The organism is Rhizobium sp. 18065, from assembly GCF_902706095.1.
Classification (GTDB): Bacteria; Pseudomonadota; Alphaproteobacteria; order Rhizobiales; family Rhizobiaceae; genus Allorhizobium.
Genome location: NZ_CACSJP010000008.1, coordinates 141,470 through 168,387 on the forward strand (window position 1 = coordinate 141,470; position 26,918 = coordinate 168,387).

A 26,918-nucleotide genomic window follows, 5' to 3' on the forward strand; every position below is an offset into this window, starting at 1 on the left:
TATGCCCATTACGATTTTTGACGGTATCGTCATCGGCGTCGTGCTGTTTTCAGCGGTGCTGGCGATGGTGCGTGGCTTTTCGCGCGAAGTGCTTTCCATCGCAAGCTGGGCCGGCTCGGTTGCTGCCGCCTATTATCTCTATCCGGTGCTTGTTCCCTATGTGAAGAACTACACCAGCGATGACCGTATCGCCATCGCGGGTTCGGCCGGCATCATCTTCCTCATTGCGCTGATCGTGATTTCCTTCATCACCTCGCGTATTGCAGACTTCATCATCGACAGCCGCATCGGCGCACTGGACCGGACGCTCGGCTTCCTGTTCGGGGCTGCCCGCGGCATTCTGCTGCTCGTGGTTGCCGTTGCCTTCTGGAACTGGCTGATCGACATCAAGCAGCGGCCGGACTGGGTCAACAATTCCAAGTCCAAGCCTTTCCTCGATGCGCTGGTGCTTAAGCTCGAGGCCGTGCTGCCGACAGATATCGAGCCGCAAATCCGTGCCCGCATCCTTGGACGCGAGGAGACCGCGCCCGCGACGGACGGACAACCGGCACCGGCCGAGCAGGCTCCAGCGGAAACTGCTCCTGCCGATACCACACCTGCGGGCGAGGCACCGGCCGAGAATTGAAATTTGCGCGGCGATCGCCCGCTACCTATATAACATCCAGACGCCGCCGGATCGGGACAGACCGGCGGCTTATCTGTTACAGGCGTTGCTTGCTGCATCTGTCCCCGTGAACAAAGGCGACTTGCCATGAACCACTTCATCCCTACCGACGTCGTATACGGTGCCGAGGACGACAAGTTTCATGAAGAATGCGGGGTTTTCGGTATCCTGGGGCATAGCGATGCGTCGACGCTGACAGCGCTCGGACTGCATGCGCTCCAGCATCGCGGCCAGGAAGCAGCCGGTATCGTCTCCTTTGACGGCCGACAATTCTACACCGAAAAGCACATGGGGCTGGTCGGTGACCACTACACGAACCCTGTGACCATCGCCAAGCTTCCGGGTTCGATGTCCATCGGCCATACGCGCTATTCGACAACCGGCGGGGTTGCCATGCGCAATGTCCAGCCGCTGTTTGCCGAACTCGAGGAAGGCGGCATAGCCATTGCCCACAACGGCAATTTCACCAACGGCCTGACGCTTCGCCGGCAGATCATCGCAACCGGCGCCATCTGTCAGTCGACCTCGGATACCGAAGTCGTGCTGCATCTCATCGCCCGTTCGCGCCACGCCTCGACAGCCGACCGCTTTATTGATGCGATCCGCCAGATGGAAGGCGGCTATGCGATGATCGCGCTGACCCGCACCAAGCTGATCGCAGCCCGCGACCCGATCGGCATCCGGCCACTGGTGCTTGGCGAACTCGACGGCAAGCCGATCTTTGCCTCCGAGACCTGCGCACTCGACATCATCGGCGCGAAATTCATCCGCGACGTCAAGAATGGCGAAGTGGTCATCTGCGAAATCCAGCCGGATGGTTCGATCAACATCGAATCGCGCATGCCGGCACGGCCGCAGCCGGAGCGTCTCTGCCTGTTCGAATATGTCTACTTCGCCCGTCCCGATTCGGTCGTCGGCGGTCGCAATGTCTACACCACCCGCAAGAATGCCGGCATGAACCTGGCGATCGAGGCACCGCTCGAGGGCGATGTGGTCGTGCCGGTTCCCGATGGCGGCACACCGGCCGCCCTCGGCTATGCCCAGCAGAGCGGTATTCCGTTCGAATACGGCATTATCCGCAACCATTACGTCGGCCGCACCTTTATCGAACCGACCCAGCAGATCCGGGCCTTCGGCGTCAAGCTGAAGCATTCGGCCAACCGGGCGATGATCGAAGGCAAGCGCGTCATCCTCGTCGACGATTCCATCGTGCGCGGCACAACCTCGTTGAAAATCGTGCAGATGATCCGCGATGCCGGCGCGAAAGAAGTCCATGTGCGCGTTGCCAGTCCGATGATCTTCCATCCGGATTTCTACGGCATCGATACGCCCGACCGCGACAAGCTGCTGGCGAACCAGTATGCCGACGAAGCGGCGATGGCGAAGTATATCGGCGCGGATTCGCTGGCCTTCCTGTCGATCGACGGCCTGTACAAGGCCGTGGGCGGCGAGGCGCGCGATCCGGCCAATCCGAAATTCACGGATCACTACTTTACCGGCGACTACCCGACCCGACTTCTGGACAAGGAAGGCGAGAAAATGGTTGGCCGCAAGGAATCCATGCTCGCCGCCAACGGCTGAGACCGTAGATAACAGGCCGAAGAAAACAGGACTGACCATGACCATCGACCTTACGGGCCGGATTGCGCTCGTCACCGGCGCCTCGCGCGGCATCGGCTATTTCACCGCGATCGAGCTTGCCAAGGCCGGCGCCCATGTAATTGCCTGCGCCCGCACCGTTGGCGGGTTGGAAGAACTGGACGACGCGATCAAGGCGGTCGGCGGTTCGGCGACGCTGGTTCCGTTCGACCTCGCCGACATGGCGGCCATCGACCAGCTCGGTGGCCATATCTTCGATCGCTGGGGCAAACTGGACATCGCCGTGCTCAACGCCGGCGTGCTCGGTGTCATCTCGCCGATCGGTCATATCGAAGCCAAGGTCTTCGACAAGGTCATGACGATCAACGTAACGGCAACATGGCGGCTGATCCGCTCGCTGGAGCCGCTGCTGATCAAGTCCGATCAGGGCCGCGTCCTGATCCTGTCTTCAGGTGCGGCCCACAAATGCAAGCCGTTCTGGAGCGCCTATTCCGCCTCCAAGGCCGCCGTCGAGGCGCTGGCCCGCACATGGGCTGGCGAGACGCAGCGCCTGCCGCTGCGTATTCTCTCGGTCGATCCCGGCGCCACCCGCACTGCCATGCGCGCCCAGGCGATGCCCGGTGAAGATCCGGCCACCCTGCCGCATCCTTCGGAGGTTGCAGCCAAGCTTCTGCCGCTGGTTGGCCCGGCGCAGACGGAAACCGGCAAGCTCTACATCGTTCGCGAGGGCAAGATCGTCGATTATCGGATGCCGGAGTAACAGCCGGGTTCGTGCTGGCTGGGATGGCCAAAAGGCCGTCGCCTTTGTTTCCGCATCTGTGATGGAAGACCCCATGCGCCCCAGAGACATTGCCTCCTACACCTTTCTGGCATTCGCCTGGGGCCTTTCCTTCGTTCTACTTCTGCATGTCGTGGCCGCCTTTGGCTGGATCGGCGCCGTCACCTTTCGCTCCCTGATTGCCGGCGGTTTGTTGTTTGGCGTGGCGCGACTGACCCGGCGCAGACTGGCGTTTCACGCAGGCTGGCTGCCGCTAGCAGTCGTCGGCGCCACCACGGTCGCCGGCCAGTTGATCGGGCTGTCCTATGCGACGCCACGCATCGGCACGGCTATGGCGGCCATCTTCGTGGCGGCCATTCCGCTGTTTTCGATGATCATCGCGCAGATCTGGGGATTGGAGCGGATTACGCCCGTGCGCACCCTTGGCCTGGCGCTCGGGACCATCGGGATCATCATGCTGGTCGGCTTCCCGGCCGTTCCCGTGACCTCCGCCTTCCTGATCGGCTGCCTGGCGATGATCGGCTCGACCTTTTCCGCCGCCTTCGGCAGCAATTATGCGAGCCGACACCTTGCCGGCACGGGGCCATGGGAGGTCACCATCGGTTCGTTCATCGCCGGCGGCATCATCGCCTTCCCACTGCTCTGGTTCGTGCCCGTGCCGACCACGCCGCAACCGATCGACTATCTCTACCTGGTGGCGCTCGCCACTTTGATGAGTGCGCTCACCTATGTGCTCTATTTCGGGCTGGTGAAGAGTATTGGCGCCACCGCTGCGATCAGCGTCGAATTTGCCGTGACGGTGGTGGCCGTGCTGGTCGGCGCGCTGATCCTTGACGAGCCGCTGACGCCGCTGCAACTCCTCGGCGGCGGGGTGATCATTCTCGGTTGCGGTCTGGTGCTTGGCATCCTGCGGTTGCCCAAGGCGGCTTGCTGAGAATTCAGTTGCGGTGGCGGATTCGCGCGAGCGGCGTCCGTCCCATGGTGGACTTCACTGTCTCCAACTGCGCATTGGCAACGTCGAGCATCGCCATCGTGTCATGCAGGCAGACGCAGTTTCTGCCCTTTGCTTTCGCCTGGTAAAGGGCGGCATCGGCTTCCGCCAACAGCGTATCCAGCAGCACGGATGCGTCCGAAGCGGTCGCTACGCCGATGCTGACGGTCACCGGCACCAGCCTGTCCGCGTCCAGATGCATTGTCTCGATCACCATACGCAGGTTTTCCGCGATCGCGAGGCCATGGGCACCACTGGCATTGGGCAGAAGGCAGGCGAATTCTTCCCCCCCGATGCGGGCGAAGATCCAGCCCTTCGGCATGCGCTTATCGATGGCACGGGAGAAGGCTATCAGGACCCGGTCGCCGGCCGCATGACCGTGGGTATCGTTGATGCGCTTGAAATGATCGATATCCAGGAGAAGCAGCGTCGCCCTGCCCTTTTCGCTCGCCAGGATGGATTGTGCCGTCATGACGAAGGTGCGGCGGTTGGCAAGGTTGGTTAGTGGATCGCGCTCGGAGGCCAGCCGATAAAGGCGCTCGTCGCGCTCCTTGGCCAGCATCAACATCGCAATCAACGACAGCACGATCAGCATAGTGTTGGCAACGGCCAACAGGGAAAACCAGGACGCGTTGCTTCCATTCGCGCCATAGGGTGGCGAGACCAACAGGGAGAGCGGGATGCTGGCTAACCAGACCAGGCCGCGCAGAGCATTCGCCGCAGCGGCGAGCGGTCGAGACAGCAGAGGCTCGACAACGCGTCCCAGCCATATTTCGCGTGACGACAATAGACAATAGGAACAGAGGAGCAGTGCCAGGACCAGGGTGCGGATCGCAGTCGATTCCACGAAGGGCGGAACCAGCCAGCAGCAGAGCCAGATGACACCTCCCATTGTGGCCTTCGTCATGGACAAGGGCTTGCCCTCAAAGGCTACAACGGCCTGCCAGAAGAAGCCGGCGCCGATGACCGCCAACGCCAGACCAACACCGGAGGCGAGCGGCAGCGGCAGCATCGTGCGGCTGCCATGCAGCGCCATGCTCACGCAGGTCACCGTACCGGCAATCATCAGCATGGCCAGGACGTTGTTGGGTCGCTCGCGGATCCAGATCGCAATGCACAACAACGTCGCAATCAGCATCGCCATGCCATGGACGACGAGGATTGTCGGAAGGTGCAGGGTCAATTCCATATCGAAGGTCATCTCCGCAGGAGAAATTCGTGAGGTCACCATAAGACCGTCATGATTGACAAAGGCTTACCTGCATATGGCGTTAAACTGCATGAAGGCGGTGGCGATGGTCGCGGGAGACGCGCACCGCCCTTGACCAAATCGCGGCCCCGCGCCATAACAGCGCCCATGAAAACGACCATCTGCATCTGCTGGATCATTATTCGCTAGCGCGCTCGCTGGCCCGGCCGTTTTCGTCTCCTGAAAGTCCCAGATGACAAACGACCCGGTCCAGCCGGATGGTTTTGGTATGGGAGACAGGAATGCCGACGGGCCTCAAGCTTTACAACACACTCGCGCGCGAGAAGGTCGACTTCGAGCCGATCGATCCGGACAATGTGCGCATGTATGTCTGCGGCCCGACGGTCTATGACTTTGCCCATATCGGCAATGCGCGCCCGGTCATCGTCTTCGACGTACTCTACCGGCTGCTGCGTCATCTCCACGGCGACACCCATGTCACCTATGCGCGCAACATCACCGATGTCGACGACAAGATCAACGCGCGGGCGTTGCGCGATTTCGGGCCGCAGATCACTGACGGCAGCATGTCGCTGAACGAGGCGATCCGCGCTGTGACCGGCAAGACGGAAAGCCAGTTCCATGCAGATGTGGCAGCGCTTGGTTGCCTGAAGCCGTCGGTGGAGCCCCGCGCGACCGACAATATCAGCCAGATGGTGGCGATCATCCAGCGCCTGCTCGACCAGGGTCATGCCTATGTGGCCACCGGCTCGGAAGGCCGCGAAGTGCTGTTTGCCACCGCCTCGATGGCCGACTACGGCCAGTTGTCGAAGCGCAAGCTGGAAGACCAACAGGCCGGCGCACGTGTCGCTGTCGAAGCCCACAAGACAAACCCCGGCGATTTCGTGCTGTGGAAGCAATCGGCCGACACCGAACCGGGCTGGCCTGGCAATTTTGTCTTTGAAGGCGAGACGATCGCTATCCATGGCCGCCCCGGCTGGCATATCGAATGCTCGGCCATGGCCGATCGCTATCTGTGGGAAGAGATCAAGGACCGGCTGTCGCCGAGGGGCAAGGCGCGGCCTCACCAGTTCGACATCCATGGCGGCGGGCTCGACCTGATCTTTCCCCATCACGAAAACGAAATCGCCCAGTCGTGCTGTGCCTATGACACCGATGTCATGGCCAATGTCTGGATGCACAACGGCTTCGTCCAGGTCGAAGGCCGCAAGATGTCGAAGTCGGACGGCAATTTCGTCACGATCAATGAATTGCTCGAGACGGAAACCTTCGGCGGCCGCAAATGGCCGGGCGAAGTGCTGCGCCTTGCGATGCTCATGACACATTACCGCGAGCCGATCGACTTTTCAGTCAAGCGGCTGGAGGAGGCAGAACGGCTGCTCGCCAAGTGGCCCGCCACCGAGGCAACCGGCTTGGCTCCGTGCGAGACGGTGCTGGAGGCGCTGCATGACGACCTGAATACGGTGGCCGCCGTGCAGGCGCTGCATGCGCTTGCCCATGAAGCCAGCGCCGATCCGGCGTTGCTACCGCTGTTTGCCGCGAGTGCCGCCCTGCTCGGTGTCCTGCCGCAAAAGGCTGAAATCAGCACGGATCTTTCGGCCGCAGTCCAAGCCCTTGTCGACATGCGCCTGGAAATGCTGAAAACCAAGAACTTCACTGAGGCCGACAAGATCCGCGACGACCTGGCTGCCAAGGGCATCCAGCTCAAGGATGGCAAGGACAAGGAGACCGGCGAGCGGGTGACGACTTGGGAGGTCAAGCGATAGGATGACGCTATTGTCGTGGCATACCCCCCTCTGCCCTGCCGGGCATCTCCCCCACACGGGGGGAGATCGGGTTGCCGCGCGATACGGACATTCCAAGACGCTTCATCGATTGGCAGGCGAGCGTTCAAAGCCGAGCAAGATTTCCTCGTCAGCAAACTCGTGTCACGTCTGCGCATCAGACAAAAATCCGGCGCCGGCCGCGTGGCCGACCTCCCCCCGTGTGGGGGAGATGCCCGGCAGGGCAGAGGGGGGTAACGCGACCCTCGCCGCCAAAGCCCTCCAAACAGCGAAGCCTGCCCCATGACCTCGATCCATTCCGGCGGATGCCAGTGCGGTGCGGTGCGGTTTCGCGTGACGGGCGTGCTGAAGGACAGTTCCATCTGTCATTGCCGGATGTGCCAGAAGGCATTCGGCGCCTATTATGCGCCACTGGTTTCGACCCGTGGAGCTGTGCTCGAATGGACCCGCGGCGAGCGTAAAACGTTTCGCTCGTCGAATTTTGCGCTACGTGGCTTTTGCGGCGATTGCGGCACGCCGCTGACCTATGAGGCGCCGGACGGGATCGCGATCGCGGCCGGCGCCTTCGACGATCCGTCGCTTTTGCCGCCCGTCGTGCAGTTCGGCACCGAGGCCAAGATCGGTTTTGTCGACCGCTTGCATCTGCTGCCCGGCCACACAACCGAGGAAGACGCTGTTGAAGCGCCCTTCGTGCTGGAGGTCGTGTCCTATCAGCATCCGGACCAAGACACCGAGCATTGGCCGGAGCAACCTCGATGAGCAAGCCAAACCCGAATACGCAAATGCCGAAATGGCTGCTTTACGGGCTGATCGCCAAGGGCGTGATCGTGGCGGCCGTCATCGCCGGGGTGGTAATTTACGTGATGTTCAAGTGAGGAGAGCGGCATGAGCGAGATCTTTTCCGGCGGCTGCCAATGCGGCGCCGTGCGGTTCCAGGCGGAGAAACTCGGGCGACCGTCAATCTGCCACTGCCGCATGTGCCAGAAGGCGTTCGGCAGTTTCTTCGGTGCCTTTGTCACCGCCGATCATGCGCATCTGACCTGGACCCGCGGCCAGCCGCTGCTGTTCCGCTCCTCGGCCAAGGTGAAACGCGGCTTCTGCGGCAGATGCGGCACGCCGCTGACCTATCATCATGGCGAGGGCATCGAGATCGCCATCGGCGCCTTCGACAATCCGTCGAAGTTCGAACCCCAGGTCCAGGTGAACCATCATCACCGCCTGCCGTGGATCGATCACCTGTTCGAAAAACCAGCCTATACCAGCCCGGAGATGGAGGCGCATTTCGCCTCGATCGAAAGCTTCCAGCATCCCGACCATGACACAGCCGTATGGCCGCCGGAGGATCAGGCATGAGCCGCGAAGTGCATTCCGGCGGATGCCAGTGCGGCGCGATCCGCTACAAGGTGGCTGGCGAACTCGGTTATCCACATATCTGTCATTGCCGGATGTGCCAGAAGGCGGGCGGCAACTTCTTCATGGCGCTGGCCGGCACGCGGGCCGAGAACCTGTTGATGATGCGCGGCGAACCGCGCTGGTTCCGCTCGTCCGACCCCTGCGGCCGCGGCTTTTGCGACAATTGCGGCACGCCGCTGCTCTTTCGCACCGTCGGCTCGCCCTATATCAGCGTGACGATCGGCAGCCTCGACAAGCCGGAAGCGGCCGTACCGGTCTCGCAAGATGGCGTGGAATCGCGCCTGTCCTATTTCGACAAGTTTTTCAGCCTGCCGGAAAACCCGACGGACCGCTCCGATCTGGCCGACGGCAACGCCGTCATCAGCGCGAGCAATCATCAGCATCCCGACCATGACACTGTGGTCTGGCCGCCTAAAAAGGACTGACCATGACGAGCGAATTGCGCGGCTTCTATCCGGAGATCGAACCGTTCGAGACGGGTTTCCTCGATGTCGGCGATGGCCACACGATCTATTGGGAGCGCGTCGGCACCAAGGGTGCCAAGCCTGCCGTATTCCTGCATGGCGGTCCGGGTGGGGCATCGAGCCCGAGCCAGAGGCGAGTGTTCGATCCGGCATTGTACGACGTGATCCTGTTCGACCAGCGCGGCTGTGGAAAGTCGACGCCGCATGCCGGACTTGAGGCCAATACGACCTGGCATCTGGTTGCCGATATCGAGCGGCTGCGGCAACTGATGGGCGTCGAGCAATGGCTTGTCTTCGGCGGTTCCTGGGGCTCGACTCTGGCGCTCGCCTATGCGGAAACCCATCCGGAGCGGGTCAGCGAACTGGTGCTGCGCGGCATCTACACGCTGACCAGGGCGGAGCTTTCCTGGTACTATCAGTTCGGCGTGTCGGAAATGTTTCCCGACAAGTGGGAACTCTTCATCGCTCCAATCCCGGAGAGCGAACGCCACGACATGATGGGCGCCTACCGCACGTACCTGACCGGCGACGACGCGAAGAAACAGCTGGAATGCGCCATTGCCTGGAGCACATGGGAAGGCGAGACGATCACGCTGCTGCCGAACCCGGACTATGCCGCGCATTTCGGCGAGGATGAATTCGCCATCGCCTTTGCCCGCATCGAGAACCATTTCTTCGTGCATGCCGGCTGGATGGAGGAAGGCCAGCTGCTGCGTGATGCCTACAAGCTCAAGGACATTCCGGGCGTCATCATCCATGGCCGCTACGACATGCCCTGCCCGGCCAAATATGCCTGGGCGCTCGCCAAGGCCTGGCCGAAGGCCGATTTTCACCTGATCGAGGGCGCGGGGCATGCCATGCTGGAGCCCGGAATTCTGGATCAGCTGATCCGGGCCACCGACCGATATGCGGGGAAAAGCTGATGTCCGTGGGCTTGGCTACCCCCCTCTGCCCTGCCGGGCATCTCCCCCACACGGGGGGAGATCGGATTGCGGCATCCGTGTCACTTGATCCCGCATCGAGAACAGATACAGCGCATTTTCTCCGAGATTTGGTTGCGCCCAGATTCATCTTTGGCTCGGAACGTGTGTCGGGCAAGGCGGTAACCACCCTGTCGATCTCCCCCCGTGTGGGGGAGATCGACAGGGCAGAGGGGGGTAACCTCAATCTCGACAAAAGTTGCCATGGGGAGGCACCGAAATGACACGCGAAAAAATCTATCTGTTCGACACCACGCTGCGGGACGGCCAGCAGACGCCCGGCATCGACTTTTCCGTCGAGGACAAGATTTCGATCGCGGCCATGCTGGACGAATTCGGCCTCGACTATGTCGAGGGCGGCTATCCGGGCGCAAATCCGACCGATACGGCCTTTTTTGCCAAGAAGCGCACACAAAAGGCCTCGTTTGTCGCCTTTGGCATGACCAAGCGGGCAGGCATTTCCGCCTCCAATGATCCGGGCCTCACCCAGTTGATCCAGGCAAAGAGCGATGCGGTCTGTCTGGTCGCCAAGAGCTGGGATTATCACGTCAAGGTCGCGCTCGGCTGCACCAACGAGGAAAACCTCGAGAGCATTCGGGGCAGCGTCAAGGCCGTGGTCGAGGCCGGCAAGCTCGCCATGGTCGATTGCGAGCATTTCTTCGATGGCTACAAGGCCAATCCGGCCTATGCACTGGCCTGCGCCAAGCAAGCCTACGCCGCCGGTGCCCGCTGGGTGGTGCTGTGCGACACCAATGGCGGAACGCAGCCGCCGGAAATCCGCGACATCATCGCTGCTGTGATCGCTTCTGGCATTCCCGGCTCCTCGCTCGGCATCCATGCCCATAACGATACCGGACAGGCCGTTGCCAATTCGCTGGCCGCAGTCGAAGCCGGCGTGCGGCAGATCCAGGGCACGCTGAACGGTATCGGCGAGCGCTGCGGCAATGCCGACCTGGTGACGATCATCCCGACGCTCTGTCTGAAAGACAGCTATTCGTCCCGTTTCGAGACCTCGATCGACCGCGATGCGCTGGTCGGTCTCAATCGTCTGTCGCGCGCCTTTGACGAGTTGCTCAACCGGTCTCCCAACCACCAGGCACCCTATGTCGGCGCTTCGGCGTTTGCCACCAAGGCCGGCATCCATGCCTCGGCGTTGCTCAAGGATCCGAAGACCTACGAACATGTCGAGCCGGAAAGCGTCGGCAATTTCCGCAAGGTCATGGTCTCCGACCAGGGCGGCAAGGCGAATTTCATCAATGAACTGAAGCGGCGCGGCATTCGGGTCGAGAAGGACGATCCGAAGCTCGACACGCTGATCTCGATCGTCAAGGAGCGTGAAGCCAGCGGCTATGCCTATGAAGGGGCCGATGCGAGCTTCGAACTTCTCGCCCAACGGACGCTGACCAGCGTTCCGGACTTCTTCCAGGTCGAGAGCTTCCGGGTGATGATCGAACGGCGTTTCGACAGCCATGGCCGGCTGAAGACCGTGTCGGAAGCCGTGGTCAAGACGATCATCGATGGCGAGATGCTGATGTCGGTTGCCGAAGGCGACGGACCGGTCAACGCGCTCGACATCGCGCTGCGCAAGGATCTCGGCAAGTACCAGCACGAGATCGGCGATCTGGAACTGGCGGACTACAAGGTGCGTATCCTCAACGGCGGCACCGAGGCGATCACCCGCGTGCTGATCGAATCCACCGATGCGAGCGGCGCCCGCTGGTGGACGGTCGGCGTGTCGGAAAACATCATCGATGCCTCGTTCCAGGCGCTGATGGACAGTATCGTCTACAAGCTGCTGAAGAACCGCCAGCTTGCAGGACAGATCGCCGCCGAATGATGGCGGCGATCCAGTTGATGTGCGGTCAGACGGCCGGCGGATTGAGACGGGCAAAACCTTCCTGGCGGTAATAGGGAAAATGCGGATAGGCGGCGTCCGTGACGCTTGCTGCATCCAGACGTGCGACCTGCTCTGCCGTCAGGGTCCAACCGACCGCACCGAGGTTCTGGCGCAGCTGCTCCTCGTTGCGGGCGCCGATGATGACCGATGATACCGTGGGGCGCTGCAGCAGCCAGTTGAGCGCAACCTGCGGAACGAGCTTGCCGACTTCGCCGGCTATCTCGTCCAGCACATCGACAATCCGGTAAAGCCGTTCATCGTCCACCGGAGGACCAAAGGCCGCAGTCTCGTGCAGTCGGCTTTTCTCCGGCAGCGGTGTGCCGCGGCGGATCTTGCCGGTCAGGCGGCCCCAGCCGAGCGGGCTCCAGACCATGGCGCCGACACCCTGGTCCTTTCCGAGTTGCATCAGGTCCCACTCGTAGTCGCGGCCGACCAGCGAGTAGTAGACCTGATGTGCGACATAGCGCGGCCAGCCATGGCGGTCCGCGGCGGCGAGCGACTTCATGATCTGCCACCCGGCGAAATTCGAGGCGCCGACATAGCGGACCTTGCCCGCCCTCACGAGCCGATCGAGCGCGGCAAGCACCTCTTCGACCGGGACAGACGCATCAAAGGCGTGCAGTTGCAGGAGGTCGATATAATCGGTGCCCATGCGCTTCAGCGCGGCATCGACGCCGGTTGCGATGCGGCTGGCGGAGGTGCCGTAGTCGGCCGGCCCATCGCCCATCGGCAGGCCGAGCTTGGTGGAGATCAGCACCTCATTGCGCCGCCCCTTGATCGCCTCGCCCAGTACCGTTTCGGAGGCGCCGGCGGAATAGACATCGGCCGTATCGAAGAGGTTGACCCCGGCTTCGAGGCAGATGTCGACCAGCCGGCGGGCCTCTGCGGCATCGGAGGTGCCCCAGTTGCCGAACAATGGGCCGGAGCCGCCGAATGTACCGGCGCCAAAACTCAAGACCGGAACCTTGAGGCCAGAAGCCCCCAGTTGACGATATTCCATGGGATTATCCTTTCTGTATGCGGATGAAATGATTGCTGCTTGATCAGGCTGCGGCGTGCTGCCCACGCGGGCTCGGCCGGTCAAGACGGGTGGCGATGATCGACAGGATGAGGGCGGCCAGCGGGAAAGCGGCCGCGACCAGCGGCAGAACCGCAAGGCCGCCGCCCTGCTCGATGGCAATTCCACCGACCCAGGCGCCGATGGCATTGCCGAGGTTGAAAGCGGCGATGTTAAAGCTCGACGCCAATGCCTGGCCGGCACCTTCGGCCTTTTGCAGGACGCGCATCTGCAAGGGAGCCACCGTTGCAAATCCTGCCGCGCCGACCAGACCGACAAAGGCGATGGTCAGGGTCTTGTATTCGAGAATAACGGTCATGGCAGCGAGCGACAATGTCAGGACTGCCAGCGTCAGCAGGACGGAGCGGTCGAGATTGCGATCGGCAAGCTTGCCGCCGAGGAGATTGCCGACGATCAGGCCACCGCCGAAGACCAGCAGGATCGGCGAGACCGCAGCAGCCGAAAATCCGGTGATCTCGGTGAGGACCGGTGCAATATAGGTGAAGACGGTAAAGACGCCGGCGTAACCGAGCACGGTGATCGCGAGGCCTGCGAGAACCTGCGGGCGGGCCATGGTGGCGAGATCGGAACGCCAGTCCTGAGCCTCCGGCTTCTGGTCATCGCGCGGCAGGAAGATCGCGAGCACGGCGAGTGCCGCAATGCCAACGATGGCAACGGCCCAGAAAGTCGTGCGCCAGCCATATTCCTGGCCAAGCCAGGTGCCGAAAGGAACGCCGGCGATATTGGCAACCGTCAGGCCGGTGAACATCACGGCAATGGCGGATGCCCGGCGTTCCGGTGCAACCAGTCCGGTCGCAACAACCGAGCCGACACCGAAGAAGGTGCCATGGGCAAGGGCTGCCAACAGGCGGGCGGCCATCAGGGTTTCGTAGTTTGGCGCCAGCGCACAGGCGATATTGCCGATGGTGAAGATCACCATCAGCGCGATGAGCACGGTCTTGCGCGGCCAGCGGCCGGTGAGCGTCGTCAGGATCGGTGCGCCGAAGACGACGCCGAGGGCATAGCCGGAAATCAGAAGACCGGCGGCGGCGATCGAAACGCCGAGATCGGCGCTGACATCGATCAGCAAGCCCATGATGACAAATTCGGTGACGCCGATACCGAAGGCGCCGACTGTCAGGGCATAAAGAGCAAGAGGCATGGAGGTGCGTCCTTTTTGGAATGGGATGCACTCCAGATAGACAGCAAAGCCTCGGTGAAATAGTCTGTGGTAAAGAACAACATTGATGAATTGAATTCACACTATGGCGCGGCAGGACATCAACAGATCCGGCGAAATGGAAGTCTTTGTGCAGGTGGTCGAACAAGGCGGCTTTTCTGCCGCCGCCCGCTTCTTCCGCATGACGCCATCGGCGGTCAGCAAGCTCGTCGCCCGGCTGGAAACGCGGCTCGGCACACGGCTGGTCAGCCGCTCGACCCGCAAACTGCTGCTGACGCCGGAGGGGCGAAGCTTCTACGAGCACTCCGTGCGTATTCTTGCCGATATCGAGGAGGCGGAACGTAGTGCCGCCAATCTCGACGATCCACGAGGCCTGATCCGGATCAACACCAGCGCATCCTATGGCACGCATGTGCTGGCACCGATCCTTGCACAGTTCCTGGATCTCTATCCGGGCATCTCGGTCGAGGTGATCCAGACCGATCTCATCGTCGACCTGCTGGCAGAGCGGGCCGACATCGCGATCCGCGCCGGCGACATGCGCAATTCCAGCCTGATCGCGCGCAAACTCGGCGATACGCCGCTGGTCATCGTCGCTTCGCCCGGCTATCTGGCGCGCCACGGCGTTCCGGAAACGGCATCCGACCTGGAGCGCCACAGTCGGTTGGGCTTCGGCTATGTGCGGGTGCACCGCGAATGGTCCGCGCCGCAGGGCGATGCGATCGTCGAGGTGCCCGTGACTGGCCGTCTGAGTGCCAGCGACGGCGAAGCGCTCCGGCATTTCGCCATTGGAGGTGCCGGTCTTGTGCAACTCGCCCGCTTTACCGTGGCAGAAGACCTGAAGGCGGGCCGGCTGGTTGTCGTGCTCGACGACCCGCGCACAAGGCGCAGCGAACCCTTCCACGCCGTCTATGTCGGCCAGGGCGGACATCTGCCGGCACGCATCCGGGTGATGCTTGATTTCCTCGCCGAGTACGGCCGGATATCTTAAAACCGCCCGAAAACCGGCCGTCCGCTGTCATCCGATTGAAACAACCATCAACGGAATGAATTTGTCCATCAGGGGCCGTTTGACTAATGCGGTGACTTTGACGGAGGAAATAGCATGGCAACCGAAAACGCCGCGCCGGTGGCAAAAAATGAAGACTCGGCCAGCGGCTTCGCTTTCGCCCTCTCCGCCTATTTTCTCTGGGGCTTCCTGCCTCTCTACATGAAGGCTGTCGGACATATTTCGCCGACGGAGGTGATCGCGCACCGCATTCTCTGGTCTGTTCCGGTTGCCGGCCTGATCCTGCTTGCGCTCCGGCGCATGGACGACCTGAAGCTCGCCTTCCGCAGCCCGCGCATGCTGGGCATGGCCGCCGTCACCGCCTTCCTGATCAGCATCAACTGGGGCATCTATGTCTGGGCTATCGGCGCCGGCCATGCGCTGGATACAGCGCTCGGCTATTTCATCAATCCGCTGTTTTCGGTGTTTCTCGGCGCCGTCCTGCTGAAGGAAAAGCTGAAATCCGCCCAGATCGCGGCCCTTTCGCTGGTGGTAGTCGCCGTCGTCATCCTGACGGTCGATGCCGGCCGCCTGCCGATCGTTGCGCTGTGCCTGACCTTGTCCTGGGGTCTCTATGCCTTCTTCCGCAAGACGCTTCCGATCGGCCCGAACCAGGGCTTCCTGCTGGAGGTGCTGCTGCTGGCCCCGTTTGCGCTCTGCTATGTCGTCTATCTGGCAATCACCGGTCAGGCGCATTTCGGCACCAATACCAGCGATACGGTGCTGCTGGCCGCAAGCGGCCTGGTCACCGCGATCCCGCTGATCCTTTACGCCAATGGCGCAAAGCTGCTGAAGCTGTCGACCATCGGCATCATGCAATACATTGCGCCGACGATGATCTTCCTGATCGCGGTGTTCATCTTCAAGGAGCCCTTCGGCACGGCAAAGATGATCGCTTTCCCGCTGATCTGGGCAGCGCTGTTCATCTATTCCTGGTCGATGCTGCGCGACTACCGCGCGCGCTGAGACGGAGGAGAGAACGCAATGCAGATCACCGGCATACCGTTCGGCACGACCGACTGGGCTTCCGTCGAAAAGACCGATCACAAGGGCGAGACCGGCTCCGCGACATGGCAGACGCGCCAATTCGGCGACATTCGCGTGCGCATGGTCGAGTATACGCCCGGCTATTTGGCCGACCACTGGTGCGTGAAAGGCCATATCCTGCTCTGCCTCGAGGGTGAGCTGACAACCGAGCTTGAAGACGGGCGCGTCTTCGTTCTCAAGCCCGGCATGAGTTATCAGGTCGCCGACAAGGCCGAGCCGCATCGCTCATCGACTGCGGTCGGTGCGAAACTTTTCATCGTCGACTGATTCAGCGCGGCCCTAGCCTCAAAGCTTGGAAATGATCGCTGGTTCACCTTCGGGATTGGCGCTCATGTCCCAGCGATCGATGATCGCAGGGACGATATCCTCGACCTGATCGATCACCAGCGGGCGGACGCGGTGCGCCGTGTGAATGAAACCGGCCGACGACATGTGGTCGATCAGCTCCAGCATCGGCTTCCAGAAATCGTTGATATTGGCAAAGACCATCGGCTTGGCATGCCGGCCGAGCTGGCCCCAGGTCATGATCTCGACGATCTCTTCCAGCGTGCCGATGCCGCCCGGAAGGGTTACGAATGCGTCCGAGCGCTCGAACATGGCATGCTTGCGCTCGTGCATGTCCTGCGTGATAATAAGCTCGCTGAGCTGGCCGAGTGAATGGCGCGTGGCCTCCATGTCGACCAGGAATTCAGGAATGATGCCTGTGACCTGCCCGCCGGCGGACAGAACGCCCGCGGCGACGGCACCCATGATGCCCTTGGTACCGCCACCATAGATCAGGCGAATGTTGTTTTCGGCAAGCGATCGGCCCAACTGGCGGCCGGCTTCCATAAAGGCAGGATCGCGTCCGGGCTGAGAGCCGCAGTAAACGCAAACGGATCGAATCGTGGAGTTATGCTCTGTCATACCCACAAAAGACTATTTGCCGCCGGTCAGGTCAACAAAATTGGCTAAAAACCCTTGTGCATTCGGCCAGAATCACACGGCCCCGCTTGTCGTAGACTTCGGATAACGCTAGCAATTCCAATGGATATGGCGGATTTACCGCTAGGAGACCGTTGATATGAAGAACCGCGCCCTCTGGCTGGTCCTGTTTGTGCTTGCCATTGCAACCATGCTGATGGTGTTTGTCGTGATGCCCCGCCTCAATCCGACGGATGCATCCGCACCGACAGTCACGGCGGCAACCGATGCGGCAAAGGCAATAGCGGATCAGGCCTCGGCAACCGCCGAGACCGTCGCCGGCGACATCGCCACGGTTGCCAGCGAGAAGATGGATCGCCTCAAGGCCGAGGCCGTCAAGGCGGTGGATGGTATCTCGGCTCTGTTTGCCGATGGTCGCACACCGGGCGTTGAAGCCTATAGCGCGGCAAAGACGCTTGCCCAGGCCGCGATCACCGCACTGGCTGCGATCGACATTCCCGATGGCCTGGACGAGAAGATCGTCGGCGCGCTGAAAACTGCGCAGGCAGATGCGGCCAAGGCACTGACCATCATCCAGCAATTGCCAGCCGACCCGGCCAAGGCGGCGACCATGATCGGTTCGATCAAGGATGCATTGCTCGGCAAGCCGGTCGAGACGGTGGCTGCACCGAGCGACGCCGGATCCGCCGTGCCGCGTTTTGACGTATTGCGCGTCGAACCGGATGGCTCGACCGTGATTGCCGGCAATGCCGCACCGGGCGCGAAGGTGGAGATCGTCAACGGCAACACGGTGATCTCGTCGCTGACTGTCGATGGCACGGGCGATTTCGCCGCCGTACTGGATAATCCGCTTGCCGCCGGTGATCATTCGCTGCAACTACGGGCGACCGACCTGAATGGCAAGGTTGTTACTTCGGACGAAGTCGCCACAATCTCCGTGCCTGAAGGCGGCAAGGGCGAACTGTTGGCGATGGTTTCGAAGCCGGGCGAAGCCAGCCGGCTGATCACGCTTCCGGGCCAGACAGCACCCTCGACCAAGACCGCCACGCAGGGACGGCTCCCGGCTGCGACTGTCGCTCCGGATGGCACTACGGCACCGGTCGCATCGGCGGACCCGTCCAGCTCCACACCGGCGGTAGCCACTACCGATGTCGCGTCTGCCGATCCGGGCGCTGCCTCCTCACCGGTCACAGGCGCTGCCGAAGTTCAGGTCAGCGCTGTCGAGATCGAAGGCGACAAGATCTTCGTCGCCGGCAAGGCACCAGCCGGCTCGACCGTACGTGGTTTTGCCGACAAGACACTGATCGGCCAGATTGCCGCTGATGCCAGCGGCAATTTCATCATCGAAGGCGAAGTCAAACTGTCGGTCGGCAGTCACATCATCCAGGTCGAGATGCTCGACACGGCCGGCAAGGTCATCGTGCGTGCTTCCGTGCCGTTCGATCGTCCGGAGGGCGAACAGGTCTCCGTCGTGGCACAGACGCCCGGCGTCAATGATGCCGCGGCAAAGGCCGGCCCGGATCTGGCCGAGTTCGAACGCCTGCGCATGGCTCTGACCAAGGGCCTCACCATTCTCGAGGGCCTCTATGCCGACGGCAAGATGCCGGTGCTCGAGCAGGTCGCCGCGGCCCGTTCGGCAACAGAATTCGGCCTTCAGTCGATCATCGATTTCCGACCGACGGCAGCAGCGCCGGCGGACCTGAGCGAGCAGGTCACCACGAGTGCGACCAAGGCCCGCGAAGCCCTGACCGCGTTGCGCGGCATCAAGCCCGGCGACATCGGCGGGCTTGGCTCAGCGCTGCCGAAGATCGTCGGCATGATCCGCGACCTGCTGGCCGTGCCGCTTCCCGCCCCGGTAATCGCGATGGAGGCTCCTGTCATCAACACGCCGGCAACGGCCACCGAGAGTGGCACGAGCACTTCCGGCGAGCCGAAGGTAATCGAGCAGGCACCGCTGGCCGAGAGCAAGTCGAGCGTGATCATCCGCCGTGGCGATACGCTGTGGCAGATCTCGCGCCGCCTGTACGGTCAGGGCGTGCGCTACACGACCATCTACCTCGCCAATGCGGAGCAGATCAGCAATCCCGATCGTATCGAGCCCGGCCAGATCTTCACGGTTCCGTCGGAGGCGCTGCCGAACGCTGAGGAAATCCACCGCAAGCGGCTTCACGACAAGGCAGTCAACTGAGCCTTTGTCGCGCTAGCCTTCGCCGATCATTGCAATCGGCGGCCACAGAACTTATGTGATGCCAAGCGGCGGCCCCAACGGGTCGCCGCTTTTTATCTGTATGCGATCATGGCGGGGGCTCGTCCAATGGCAACCAAGAAGAAGACCGTTTCGGCGGATTCCAGCAATCCGATGGATACGCTGGTCAACCTCTGGCCCTATATGTGGCCGTCCGACAGGCTGGACCTGAAGATGCGCGTCGTCTGGGCGACGGTCTTCCTGGTGATCTCAAAATTCGTGCTGATCCTGGTGCCCTATTTCTTCAAATGGGCGACCGATGCACTGAACGGCAAGCTCGACATGGTCGGGTTGCTGCCGACCTTGCTGCTGGGCGCCGTCGCGCTGGTCGTTCTCTACAATCTCACCCGCATTGCTCAGGTCGGCCTCAACCAGCTGCGTGATGCGCTGTTTGCCAGGGTCGGCCAGTATGCCGTGCGCCAGCTTGCCTTCCGCACCTTCGTGCACATGCACCAGTTGTCGCTGCGCTTTCACCTCGAGCGCAAGACCGGCGGCCTGTCACGGATCATCGAGCGCGGCACGAAGGGCATCGAAACCATTGTCCGCTTTACCATCCTCAACTCGATTCCGACGCTGATCGAATTCCTGCTGACGGCCGTCATCTTCTGGTGGAGCTATGGCTTCTCCTATCTCGCCATCACCGCCTTCACCGTCTGGGCCTATATCTGGTTCACCATCCGTGCCAGCGACTGGCGCATCGGCATCCGCCGGGCGATGAACGACAGCGATACGGAAGCCAATACCAAGGCGATCGATTCCCTGCTGAACTTCGAGACAGTCAAATATTTCGGCAACGAAGAGATGGAAGCCAAGCGCTTCGACCAGTCGATGGAGCGCTACGAAAAGTCGGCGACCCAGGTCTGGACCTCGCTCGGCTGGCTGAACTTCGGCCAGGGCGTGATCTTCGGCGTCGGCACCGCCGTCATCATGGTGATGTCGGCGCTGGCCGTGCAGAACGGCCAGCAGACGATCGGCGATTTCGTCTTCGTCAACGCGCTTTTGATGCAGCTGGCCATGCCGCTCAATTTCATCGGCTTCGTCTACCGCGAAATCCGCCAGGGCCTGACCGATATCGAACAGATGTTCGATCTGCTGGAAGTCGAGGCAGAAGTCGTCGACTGTCCCGAGGCGACACCGCTCGTCATCGGCCAGGGCGCGATTGCCTTCAAGGATGTGCATTTCCACTACGACCCTGAGCGGCCGATCCTCAAGGGCGTGTCGTTCGAGGTTCCGGCCGGCAAGACGGTCGCCGTGGTCGGCCCGTCGGGTGCTGGAAAATCGACGATCTCGCGCCTGCTCTACCGCTTCTATGATGTGCAGCAGGGGTCGATCACCATCGACGGCCAGGATGTGCGCGACGTGACGCAGAAGTCGCTGCGCAGCGCCATCGGCATGGTGCCGCAGGACACCGTACTGTTCAACGACACCATCGCCTACAATGTCCGCTACGGACGGCCCGGCGCAAGTGACGCCGAAATCGAGCAGGCAACGGAAATCGCCCAGATCGGCCGCTTCATCAAGGAATTGCCGGATGGTTACGGCACGATGGTCGGTGAGCGCGGCCTGAAGCTGTCCGGCGGCGAAAAGCAGCGTGTGGCGATTGCCCGAACGGTATTGAAGGCCCCGCCGATCCTGATCCTGGACGAGGCGACATCGGCGCTCGACACGACCACCGAACATGAGATCCAGTCCGCTCTCGACGTCGTGTCGAAAAACCGCACGACGCTGGTCATTGCCCACCGGTTGTCGACGGTGGTCGGCGCCGACGAAATCATCGTGCTCAAGAGCGGCGAGATTGCCGAGCGCGGCAGCCACAACGATCTGCTGTCGCAGAACGGTCTCTATGCCTCGATGTGGAACCGTCAGCGGGAAGCAACCCAGGCCGAAGAGCATCTTCGCCAGGTGCGCGAGAGCGACGAAATGGGCGTGGTCGTGCGGCGCTCGCCGGCAATCTGACCAAAGTCGGCAACCCGCCTGACACCGCCCCTATTTCGCGCGGCTCAGGCGGTTTCGACCATTGTGCTTGGCATGATACAGTGCGGCATCGGCGCGCCGCAGAGCCCGGTCGATGTTCTCGGCAGCCGGATCAAAACTCGCCATGCCGATGCTGATCGTACCCGCCAGTCCGGCCGCCGTCTTGATCTGGCAATAGTGGCTGATTTCGGTGCGCATCGCCTGCAGGATTTCCTCGGCCCGGGCAGCGGCTGCACCGAAAAACAAGGCGAAGAATTCCTCGCCACCCGCGCGTGCCACGATCATGCCATCGGTCTCGTGCGAGCGCAGGATATCAACGATCGAACAGAGCGTGATATCCCCTTCGGCATGGCCGAATTCGTCGTTGATCGATTTGAAATGATCGACATCGATGGCCGCAACACAGAGCGTCTCGCTATGCCGGATCGCATCGGTGATTGCCTGATCGGCGAGTTCGAAGAACTTTCGGCGGTTGTAGGCGTCCGTCAGGGGATCACGCTCAGCGGCGTTCATCAGCCGCGCCTCGAGACGCTTGCGCTCGGTGATGTCGATCATGACGCCGGCAATGCCACGTTGCTTGCCTTGCTCGTCCGTGACCAGCGCCTTATGCAACATGACGTAGCGTTGATCGTCGTCATGCAGGCAGACGTCAGTCTCGTAGCACATCAAGCCACCGACCTCGCGAAGATGTGCGTCGGACGATTCGTGCTTGTCAGCCGTTGCGGGCGGAGCGAGTCCCTCGAGACGGTGGCCGATAACCTCTTCGCGCGGGCGGCTCAACAGGTTGGCAAAGGCTGTATTGCAGGCCAGATACTGGCCGGCGACATCCTTCAGGTAGATCGGCGTCGGCAGATGATCGAGTGCATCCTGCAAGAGGTCCAATTGGGCTTTCAGCGCGCTGCGTGCAGTTTCGGCGCCGTGCGCTCTCTGGAAATGGCGCTTGGCACGCGCCAGGCAGGCGAACATGGCCTGGCGGCCTTCCAGCACGTGCACATCGTCAACGCCCTCGTCATAAAGCTGCTGTTGGCGGGCAAGGCTGACGGGGAACTGCGACACAGCGACGATGTAGACACTCTGCCCATGAAGCGCACGCGCATGGGCCGGTCCAGTTCCGGCAAGATCGGGCTGGATCGGCAGAAGCAGCACCGCATGGGCACCCACGGCCCGGATATCGCGGACGACAGTCGGTGCGACATCCAGTTCCCCTGGCACAGGTTCGCCATGGGCGGCATACCAGTAAAGGCCACTCAGGGCCTCGGTGGACATCTCCGAAAGCGCAGGTCTTCTGGCAAAATTCAACAAAGTCTTCCATGTCATTCAGCGCGCCGGGCGATGGCAGCGCGCAATTCATATCTTCGCCTCCCCTTTTTTAGGGAGCAATTATTGATAGATTGTCGCTATAGATCATAAACACCCTGATTTATTTTGGGCCGATGCCAATTGCCGCAGCCGGCCTTTTGATGCGCTGATTGGCCCGTCAGCATTGCCCGCGCCCCGCTTTCGCGGTACTCAGCGAGCGAACTTTTATCAAGAGACTGAGGATTCCATGGATTTGCTCGAAACCATCCGCAAGACGATCGTGCCCGTTCACAAGGAAGGGTATCCCTTCATCGCGGCATTTTTCGTCGGCTCGCTGGTCCTTGGCTGGCTGTGGAACCCGCTCTTCTGGGTCGGCATGGTGCTGACGCTCTGGTGCGCCTATTTCTTCCGCGATCCCGAACGCATAACGCCACAGGATGATGATCTGGTCATCAGCCCGGCGGATGGTCGCGTTTCGTCGGTCCAGATGTCGGTGCCGCCGGAAGAGCTACAGCTCGGCTCCGAGCCGATGCTGCGCATCACCATCTTCATGAATGTGTTCAACTGCCATGTGAACCGCGCACCGGTGCGTGGCCGGGTGACGAACATTGCCTACAAGGAAGGCAGCTTCCTGAATGCGGAACTGGACAAGGCGAGCGTCGAGAATGAACGCAATGGACTGGTGATCGAGACGGTGCACGGCAATATCGGCGTCGTGCAGATCGCCGGCCTCGTCGCACGCCGCATCGTCTGCTGGACCAATCCGAATGAACCCCTGGATGCCGGCGAGCGCTTCGGCCTGATCCGTTTCGGCTCGCGCCTCGACGTCTTCCTGCCCGCGGGTGCCGAACCGCGTGTCTCGCTTGGCCAGACCGCAATTGCCGGTGAAACCGTGATTGCCGAATTCGGTTCGACCAAGGGTCCGGTCGTCAGCCGCCGCAGCTAAGGGAGGCGCCGATGGAACCGTCAGACCAGACACCTGAACATGCTGTCGCCACCACGGCGTCAGGATCGACCGGCCAGCAGGACAACAGTGCCCGCGGCCCAAGGCTGCGGGAAATTCCCCTGCGACTGGTCGTGCCGAACCTGATCACGGTGCTCGCCATCTGTGCCGGACTGACCGGCATCCGGCTGGCCTTTGAAAACCGTTATGAACTGGCTGTCGCCATGGTCCTTGCGGCCGCCTTTCTCGACGGCATCGACGGGCGCATCGCCCGGATGATGAAGGCGACGTCGAAATTCGGCGCGCAGATGGATTCACTCGCCGACATCATCAATTTCGGCGTGGCCCCTGCCCTCGTTCTCTATGTCTTCGTGCTGGATCAGGCCCGCTCGCTCGGCTGGATCGCGGCGCTGATCTACGCAATCGCGGCCGGGCTTCGGCTGGCGCGTTTCAACGTCATGTCCGAGCGGGAAACCAAGGCACCCTGGCAATCGGAATTTTTTGTCGGTGTGCCGGCTCCCGGCGGCGCCCTGCTGGTGCTTCTGCCCGTTTACCTGGGCTTCCTCGGCGTCGCACCCGTCGGCATCTTCGCCTATGCCAGCACGGCCTACACGATCGTCATCGCCTATCTGCTGGTCAGCCGCCTGCCGGTCTGGTCGGGCAAGTCCGGCTTCGGCCATATCCGCCGCGACCTGGTCTTCCCGATGATCCTTGGCGTGGTGCTCTATGTTGCCCTCTTGATGAGCTTCACCTGGGAAGTTCTTGTCGTCACGGTGATTCTCTATCTCTGCTCGCTGCCCTTCGGCGCACGCAGCTGGCACCGTCGCTACGGCACTTTGACGATCGGCGAAGAAACAGCCGAAAAAGGTCTGAGCGAGATCGATCGGGGCGTTTGAGCCCCGTTTCCCGCATTTCCGGGCCAAAACGCGGGTAAACCGACGCCTTTTACCGGGTAAAGCTCGCTGAATGTATCCTTTTTGTTTAAATTTGATTTGTGTCGGCGCTTCGGCCACGCTTTTGTCATGATCTCCGCAGAGAGAGCGAAAAAACAAACACTGCGGTCAGGAAACATTCAGAGGAACATGACAATGACAGCCCAGGACGAAGCCGAGCAGCAAAAGCCGGCGAACCAGAATCTGGTTTCGAACTACCAGCCGATCGGCCTCAAGGCCGTGATCGCAGCAGCCCTTATGCTGAAGCGCAAGCCGGCTCCAAAGGTCGCCTGAACGACCAAGGTTCTGCGACACCGTTTTCCTGGTTAAAACAGGTTCATCTGCCCGCCATCGGATTTCTTCGAGGCGGGCTTTTGCAGCTCAAAGCGCGGCGTTACCGGCGTCTGCAGATCCGGGCCGAGATTGGCGACCTTGTTGACCAGATCCGAGACGGCAATGGCCTCGAACAGATCCTCGTCCGCCGGTTTCATCAGGTCGGCCACTTCACGCGGTTCCTGATTGAGACAATCGAGCCAACGGGTGAAATCCTGCCGCGCGATCACCACCGGCATCCGGTCATGAACCGGACTGATCGTCTGATTCGCGGCGACTGTCAGAATGCAGCCGGTGTCGATTTCCGAACCGTCCTTGGAAAGATAGGTTTCCATCAATCCGGCAAAGGCGACAATTCCGCCCTGTTTCGGACGGATCCAGTAGGCCTGCGATTTCTCGCCGCTCTCCTTCGATGGCCGATGCCATTCATAGAAACCGGATGCCGGGATCAGTACGCGGCGATGGCGCATGGCGGCCCTGAACGAGGGCTTGTCGATCGCGGTTTCGGAGCGGGCATTGAGCAGCAGCGTAAACTCACCCGGATCCTTGACCCAGCCTGGTATCAGCCCCCAGCGGACCAGCAGCGCCTTTCGATCCGGCGCATTGCTGCCACGCTCGCCAGGCGGAGCGGGCTCGACAATCAAGATCGGCTGGGTCGGGGCGATGTTGTAACGCGCTGGAAAGTCCTCGACCTCCATCACGCCGAAATGCTCGATCAGTTCCTCGGCTGTCGCCATCAAAGCGTATCGTCCACACATGCACGTTTCTTCGCACCCCCTTTCGGAGCGGTCAAGGCGCAGCAGAGCTTGCAGGCGCCGGCAAAAGTCGCGATAGTTTGCGCCTTCACTGCTTCGTTTTTTCCATCGTTGCCGCGTCTGCCTGCCATCTGGAGTATGCCCTTCCATGAGCCAAGCTCGTCTTGCCTCCTCAGCGATTGTCGAACGCTCCGGGCGCTTCCTGCTCGTGCGCCGGGGCAATCCGCCGGCAGCCAATCTATTTGCCTTTCCGGGTGGCCGTGCCGAGCCTGGTGAAACCCCTTCGGAGACGGCGCTGCGCGAACTGCAGGAGGAGACCGGTGTCATCGGACGCAATCCGCAATTGTTCGAGACAGTCGAACTGCTGCCGGAACCGGGCGTGGCCGGAAGTCACTATCTGCTGTCTGTGTTTCGCGTCGAGGCTGACGAGACGTGCATTGCCAAGGCGGAAAGCGATGCGATCGAGGCCGGCTGGTTCCTGCCCGATGAAATCTTCGCACTGCCCGTGCCACCGAGCGTGCGCGACTGCGTTGTGCGGCTGGTCGCGCTTCGCGACACGTCGGAAGCCTGAGCCATGGTATTGAGCCACATCATCCGCAAAGCCCCCTGGTTGGCCTTGGCTGCGGTCCTGGCAGCCGCGATCGTCACTGCGGCATCCGGCCCGGCGCTTGCGCAATATACGATCGAGGACATCATTCGGAACGCCCCGGATCCGGAAAAGCCCACCCCCTATGACAGCAGGCTCGGCCGGCTTTCGGAAGTCGTCGGCGCGGTGCACTACCTGCGCAATCTGTGCAACAAGCAGAGCGAGCCGGAATGGCGGGATGCGGTGCAGGCGCTGATTGAGGTCGAGACAAAAGACGAGCCAAAACGGCGGGCGCGGCTGACAGCTGCCTATAACAGAGGCTACCGTTCTTTCGCCTCGGTTTACACCTCTTGCACTGCAGCTGCGGTTCGGGCAGAGGAGAACTACCGTAACGAAGGCGCAACACTCGCCACAGAAATTACCGCCCGCTATGGAAATTAACGATTAATTCACCTCTTTTGTCTGTGCCCCGTGTCGTTTTGGCAAAAGGCTGATAGTGTTGTTAATGACTGAGTAAGATTGTGCTTCGAGGAATGCCCATGGAACCGCGCCGCAACGAGATCGACGAAATGATCGTTCACGAAAAGATGCAGGCCGCGCTGGAATACCAGAATGAAGCCTGGGCCGACGGCATGGCAGACGGTATCGAGCCGGAAATCATCGCGGACGCCGCCTTTGCGCTGGCCATGCGCGAAACCATTCGCATTCATGGGGAACATGGCGCAGAAGCCATTCTCGACGCACTGAAGGACCGGCTGCTGGCCGGCGAGTTTTCCCCCGAACGCCGGGTTCAGTGACACTTTAATCAGGGATGC

27 protein-coding genes are annotated in these 26,918 nt (G+C 61.5%); 21 read left to right on the plus strand and 6 right to left on the minus strand.

Going from position 1 to position 26,918, the window contains the following annotated elements; all coding sequences use genetic code 11:
- The first annotated feature begins 1 nt into the window (after position 1).
- The 4 genes from GVK95_RS18850 to GVK95_RS18865 all read left to right on the plus strand — a co-directional run bounded on the left by GVK95_RS18850 (position 2) and on the right by GVK95_RS18865 (position 3,975).
- Entirely contained in the window at positions 2-625 is a 624-nt protein-coding gene (locus GVK95_RS18850; RefSeq protein ID WP_159952237.1) for a CvpA family protein, read from the plus strand.
- Positions 626-751: 126 nt separating this feature from the next.
- A complete protein-coding gene (gene purF / locus GVK95_RS18855) occupies positions 752-2,245 on the plus strand; it encodes an amidophosphoribosyltransferase (RefSeq protein WP_159952238.1) in 1,494 nt (497 codons plus the stop codon).
- Positions 2,246-2,282: 37 nt separating this feature from the next.
- Positions 2,283-3,023 (plus strand): SDR family NAD(P)-dependent oxidoreductase, encoded by a 741-nt coding sequence (locus GVK95_RS18860; RefSeq protein ID WP_159952239.1) that lies wholly within the window; start codon positions 2,283-2,285, stop codon positions 3,021-3,023.
- A gap of 73 nt (positions 3,024-3,096) precedes the next feature.
- Entirely contained in the window at positions 3,097-3,975 is an 879-nt protein-coding gene (locus tag GVK95_RS18865) for a DMT family transporter (protein ID WP_159952240.1), read from the plus strand.
- Between the two features lie 4 nt (positions 3,976-3,979).
- On the opposite strand, the gene GVK95_RS18870 is transcribed toward GVK95_RS18865, so the two are convergent.
- Positions 3,980-5,221: a GGDEF domain-containing protein gene (locus tag GVK95_RS18870; protein ID WP_159952241.1), complete on the minus strand. Its 1,242-nt coding sequence runs from the start codon at positions 5,219-5,221 to the stop codon at positions 3,980-3,982.
- Positions 5,222-5,523: 302 nt separating this feature from the next.
- On the opposite strand from GVK95_RS18870, the gene cysS reads away from it, so the two are divergent.
- The 6 genes from cysS to cimA all read left to right on the plus strand — a co-directional run bounded on the left by cysS (position 5,524) and on the right by cimA (position 11,720).
- Entirely contained in the window at positions 5,524-7,008 is a 1,485-nt protein-coding gene (gene cysS, locus GVK95_RS18875) for a cysteine--tRNA ligase (RefSeq protein ID WP_159952242.1), read from the plus strand.
- 300 nt (positions 7,009-7,308) lie between these two features.
- Entirely contained in the window at positions 7,309-7,785 is a 477-nt protein-coding gene (locus GVK95_RS18880; protein ID WP_159952243.1) for a GFA family protein, read from the plus strand.
- Between the two features lie 126 nt (positions 7,786-7,911).
- On the plus strand, positions 7,912-8,379 hold the full coding sequence (locus GVK95_RS18885) for a GFA family protein (protein ID WP_159952244.1): 468 nt from the start codon (positions 7,912-7,914) through the stop codon (positions 8,377-8,379).
- The gene (locus tag GVK95_RS18890) at positions 8,376-8,864 is read left to right on the plus strand and encodes a GFA family protein (protein ID WP_159952245.1); all 489 of its coding nucleotides are present in this window, start codon (positions 8,376-8,378) and stop codon (positions 8,862-8,864) included. Before GVK95_RS18885 ends, GVK95_RS18890 begins: the two co-directional genes overlap by 4 nt.
- Before the next feature lie 2 nt (positions 8,865-8,866).
- Positions 8,867-9,826 (plus strand): prolyl aminopeptidase, encoded by a 960-nt coding sequence (gene pip, locus GVK95_RS18895; RefSeq protein ID WP_159952246.1) that lies wholly within the window; start codon positions 8,867-8,869, stop codon positions 9,824-9,826.
- A 277-nt stretch (positions 9,827-10,103) separates the two neighbouring features.
- The gene (gene cimA / locus GVK95_RS18900) at positions 10,104-11,720 is read left to right on the plus strand and encodes a citramalate synthase (protein WP_159952247.1); all 1,617 of its coding nucleotides are present in this window, start codon (positions 10,104-10,106) and stop codon (positions 11,718-11,720) included.
- A 25-nt stretch (positions 11,721-11,745) separates the two neighbouring features.
- On the opposite strand, the gene GVK95_RS18905 is transcribed toward cimA, so the two are convergent.
- Positions 11,746-12,780: an aldo/keto reductase gene (locus tag GVK95_RS18905; RefSeq protein WP_159952248.1), complete on the minus strand. Its 1,035-nt coding sequence runs from the start codon at positions 12,778-12,780 to the stop codon at positions 11,746-11,748.
- Between the two features lie 43 nt (positions 12,781-12,823).
- Positions 12,824-13,999 (minus strand): MFS transporter, encoded by a 1,176-nt coding sequence (locus tag GVK95_RS18910; protein WP_159952249.1) that lies wholly within the window; start codon positions 13,997-13,999, stop codon positions 12,824-12,826.
- 103 nt (positions 14,000-14,102) lie between these two features.
- On the opposite strand from GVK95_RS18910, the gene GVK95_RS18915 reads away from it, so the two are divergent.
- The 3 genes from GVK95_RS18915 (at position 14,103) to GVK95_RS18925 (ending at position 16,379) form a co-directional block, all read left to right on the plus strand.
- The gene (locus tag GVK95_RS18915) at positions 14,103-15,008 is read left to right on the plus strand and encodes a LysR substrate-binding domain-containing protein (protein ID WP_159952250.1); all 906 of its coding nucleotides are present in this window, start codon (positions 14,103-14,105) and stop codon (positions 15,006-15,008) included.
- A gap of 114 nt (positions 15,009-15,122) precedes the next feature.
- Entirely contained in the window at positions 15,123-16,031 is a 909-nt protein-coding gene (gene rarD, locus GVK95_RS18920; RefSeq protein ID WP_159952251.1) for an EamA family transporter RarD, read from the plus strand.
- A gap of 18 nt (positions 16,032-16,049) precedes the next feature.
- Entirely contained in the window at positions 16,050-16,379 is a 330-nt protein-coding gene (locus GVK95_RS18925) for a DHCW motif cupin fold protein (RefSeq protein ID WP_159952252.1), read from the plus strand.
- 18 nt (positions 16,380-16,397) lie between these two features.
- On the opposite strand, the gene GVK95_RS18930 is transcribed toward GVK95_RS18925, so the two are convergent.
- On the minus strand, positions 16,398-17,018 hold the full coding sequence (locus GVK95_RS18930; protein WP_159952253.1) for a TIGR00730 family Rossman fold protein: 621 nt from the start codon (positions 17,016-17,018) through the stop codon (positions 16,398-16,400).
- A 157-nt stretch (positions 17,019-17,175) separates the two neighbouring features.
- Between GVK95_RS18930 and GVK95_RS18935 the strand changes: the two genes are divergently transcribed.
- The gene (locus tag GVK95_RS18935; RefSeq protein ID WP_159952254.1) at positions 17,176-19,224 is read left to right on the plus strand and encodes a LysM peptidoglycan-binding domain-containing protein; all 2,049 of its coding nucleotides are present in this window, start codon (positions 17,176-17,178) and stop codon (positions 19,222-19,224) included.
- A 126-nt stretch (positions 19,225-19,350) separates the two neighbouring features.
- Entirely contained in the window at positions 19,351-21,237 is a 1,887-nt protein-coding gene (locus GVK95_RS18940) for an ABC transporter ATP-binding protein/permease (protein ID WP_159952255.1), read from the plus strand.
- A gap of 30 nt (positions 21,238-21,267) precedes the next feature.
- On the opposite strand, the gene GVK95_RS18945 is transcribed toward GVK95_RS18940, so the two are convergent.
- Positions 21,268-22,572, minus strand: a complete 1,305-nt coding sequence (locus tag GVK95_RS18945; protein WP_159952256.1) for a GGDEF domain-containing protein — start codon at positions 22,570-22,572, stop codon at positions 21,268-21,270.
- Positions 22,573-22,738: 166 nt separating this feature from the next.
- On the opposite strand from GVK95_RS18945, the gene GVK95_RS18950 reads away from it, so the two are divergent.
- The 3 genes from GVK95_RS18950 to GVK95_RS25070 all read left to right on the plus strand — a co-directional run bounded on the left by GVK95_RS18950 (position 22,739) and on the right by GVK95_RS25070 (position 24,723).
- Complete coding sequence (locus GVK95_RS18950) at positions 22,739-23,500, plus strand: phosphatidylserine decarboxylase (RefSeq protein WP_280178082.1); 762 nt, start codon at positions 22,739-22,741, stop codon at positions 23,498-23,500.
- 11 nt (positions 23,501-23,511) lie between these two features.
- Positions 23,512-24,393 carry a phosphatidylcholine/phosphatidylserine synthase gene (locus GVK95_RS18955; RefSeq protein WP_159952258.1) on the plus strand — a complete coding sequence of 294 codons (882 nt, stop codon included), beginning with the start codon at positions 23,512-23,514 and terminating at the stop codon, positions 24,391-24,393.
- A gap of 192 nt (positions 24,394-24,585) precedes the next feature.
- Positions 24,586-24,723, plus strand: coding sequence for a hypothetical protein (locus GVK95_RS25070; protein ID WP_200844324.1), 138 nt, complete (start codon positions 24,586-24,588; stop codon positions 24,721-24,723).
- A 32-nt stretch (positions 24,724-24,755) separates the two neighbouring features.
- On the opposite strand, the gene GVK95_RS18960 is transcribed toward GVK95_RS25070, so the two are convergent.
- A complete protein-coding gene (locus GVK95_RS18960; RefSeq protein WP_159952259.1) occupies positions 24,756-25,520 on the minus strand; it encodes an SOS response-associated peptidase in 765 nt (254 codons plus the stop codon).
- Positions 25,521-25,665: 145 nt separating this feature from the next.
- Between GVK95_RS18960 and GVK95_RS18965 the strand changes: the two genes are divergently transcribed.
- The 3 genes from GVK95_RS18965 to GVK95_RS18975 all read left to right on the plus strand — a co-directional run bounded on the left by GVK95_RS18965 (position 25,666) and on the right by GVK95_RS18975 (position 26,900).
- Positions 25,666-26,088 carry an NUDIX domain-containing protein gene (locus GVK95_RS18965; protein ID WP_159952260.1) on the plus strand — a complete coding sequence of 141 codons (423 nt, stop codon included), beginning with the start codon at positions 25,666-25,668 and terminating at the stop codon, positions 26,086-26,088.
- 3 nt (positions 26,089-26,091) lie between these two features.
- Positions 26,092-26,544, plus strand: a complete 453-nt coding sequence (locus tag GVK95_RS18970) for a TIGR02301 family protein (protein ID WP_159952261.1) — start codon at positions 26,092-26,094, stop codon at positions 26,542-26,544.
- 98 nt (positions 26,545-26,642) lie between these two features.
- On the plus strand, positions 26,643-26,900 hold the full coding sequence (locus GVK95_RS18975) for a hypothetical protein (RefSeq protein ID WP_007600255.1): 258 nt from the start codon (positions 26,643-26,645) through the stop codon (positions 26,898-26,900).
- Positions 26,901-26,918 lie beyond the last annotated feature (18 nt).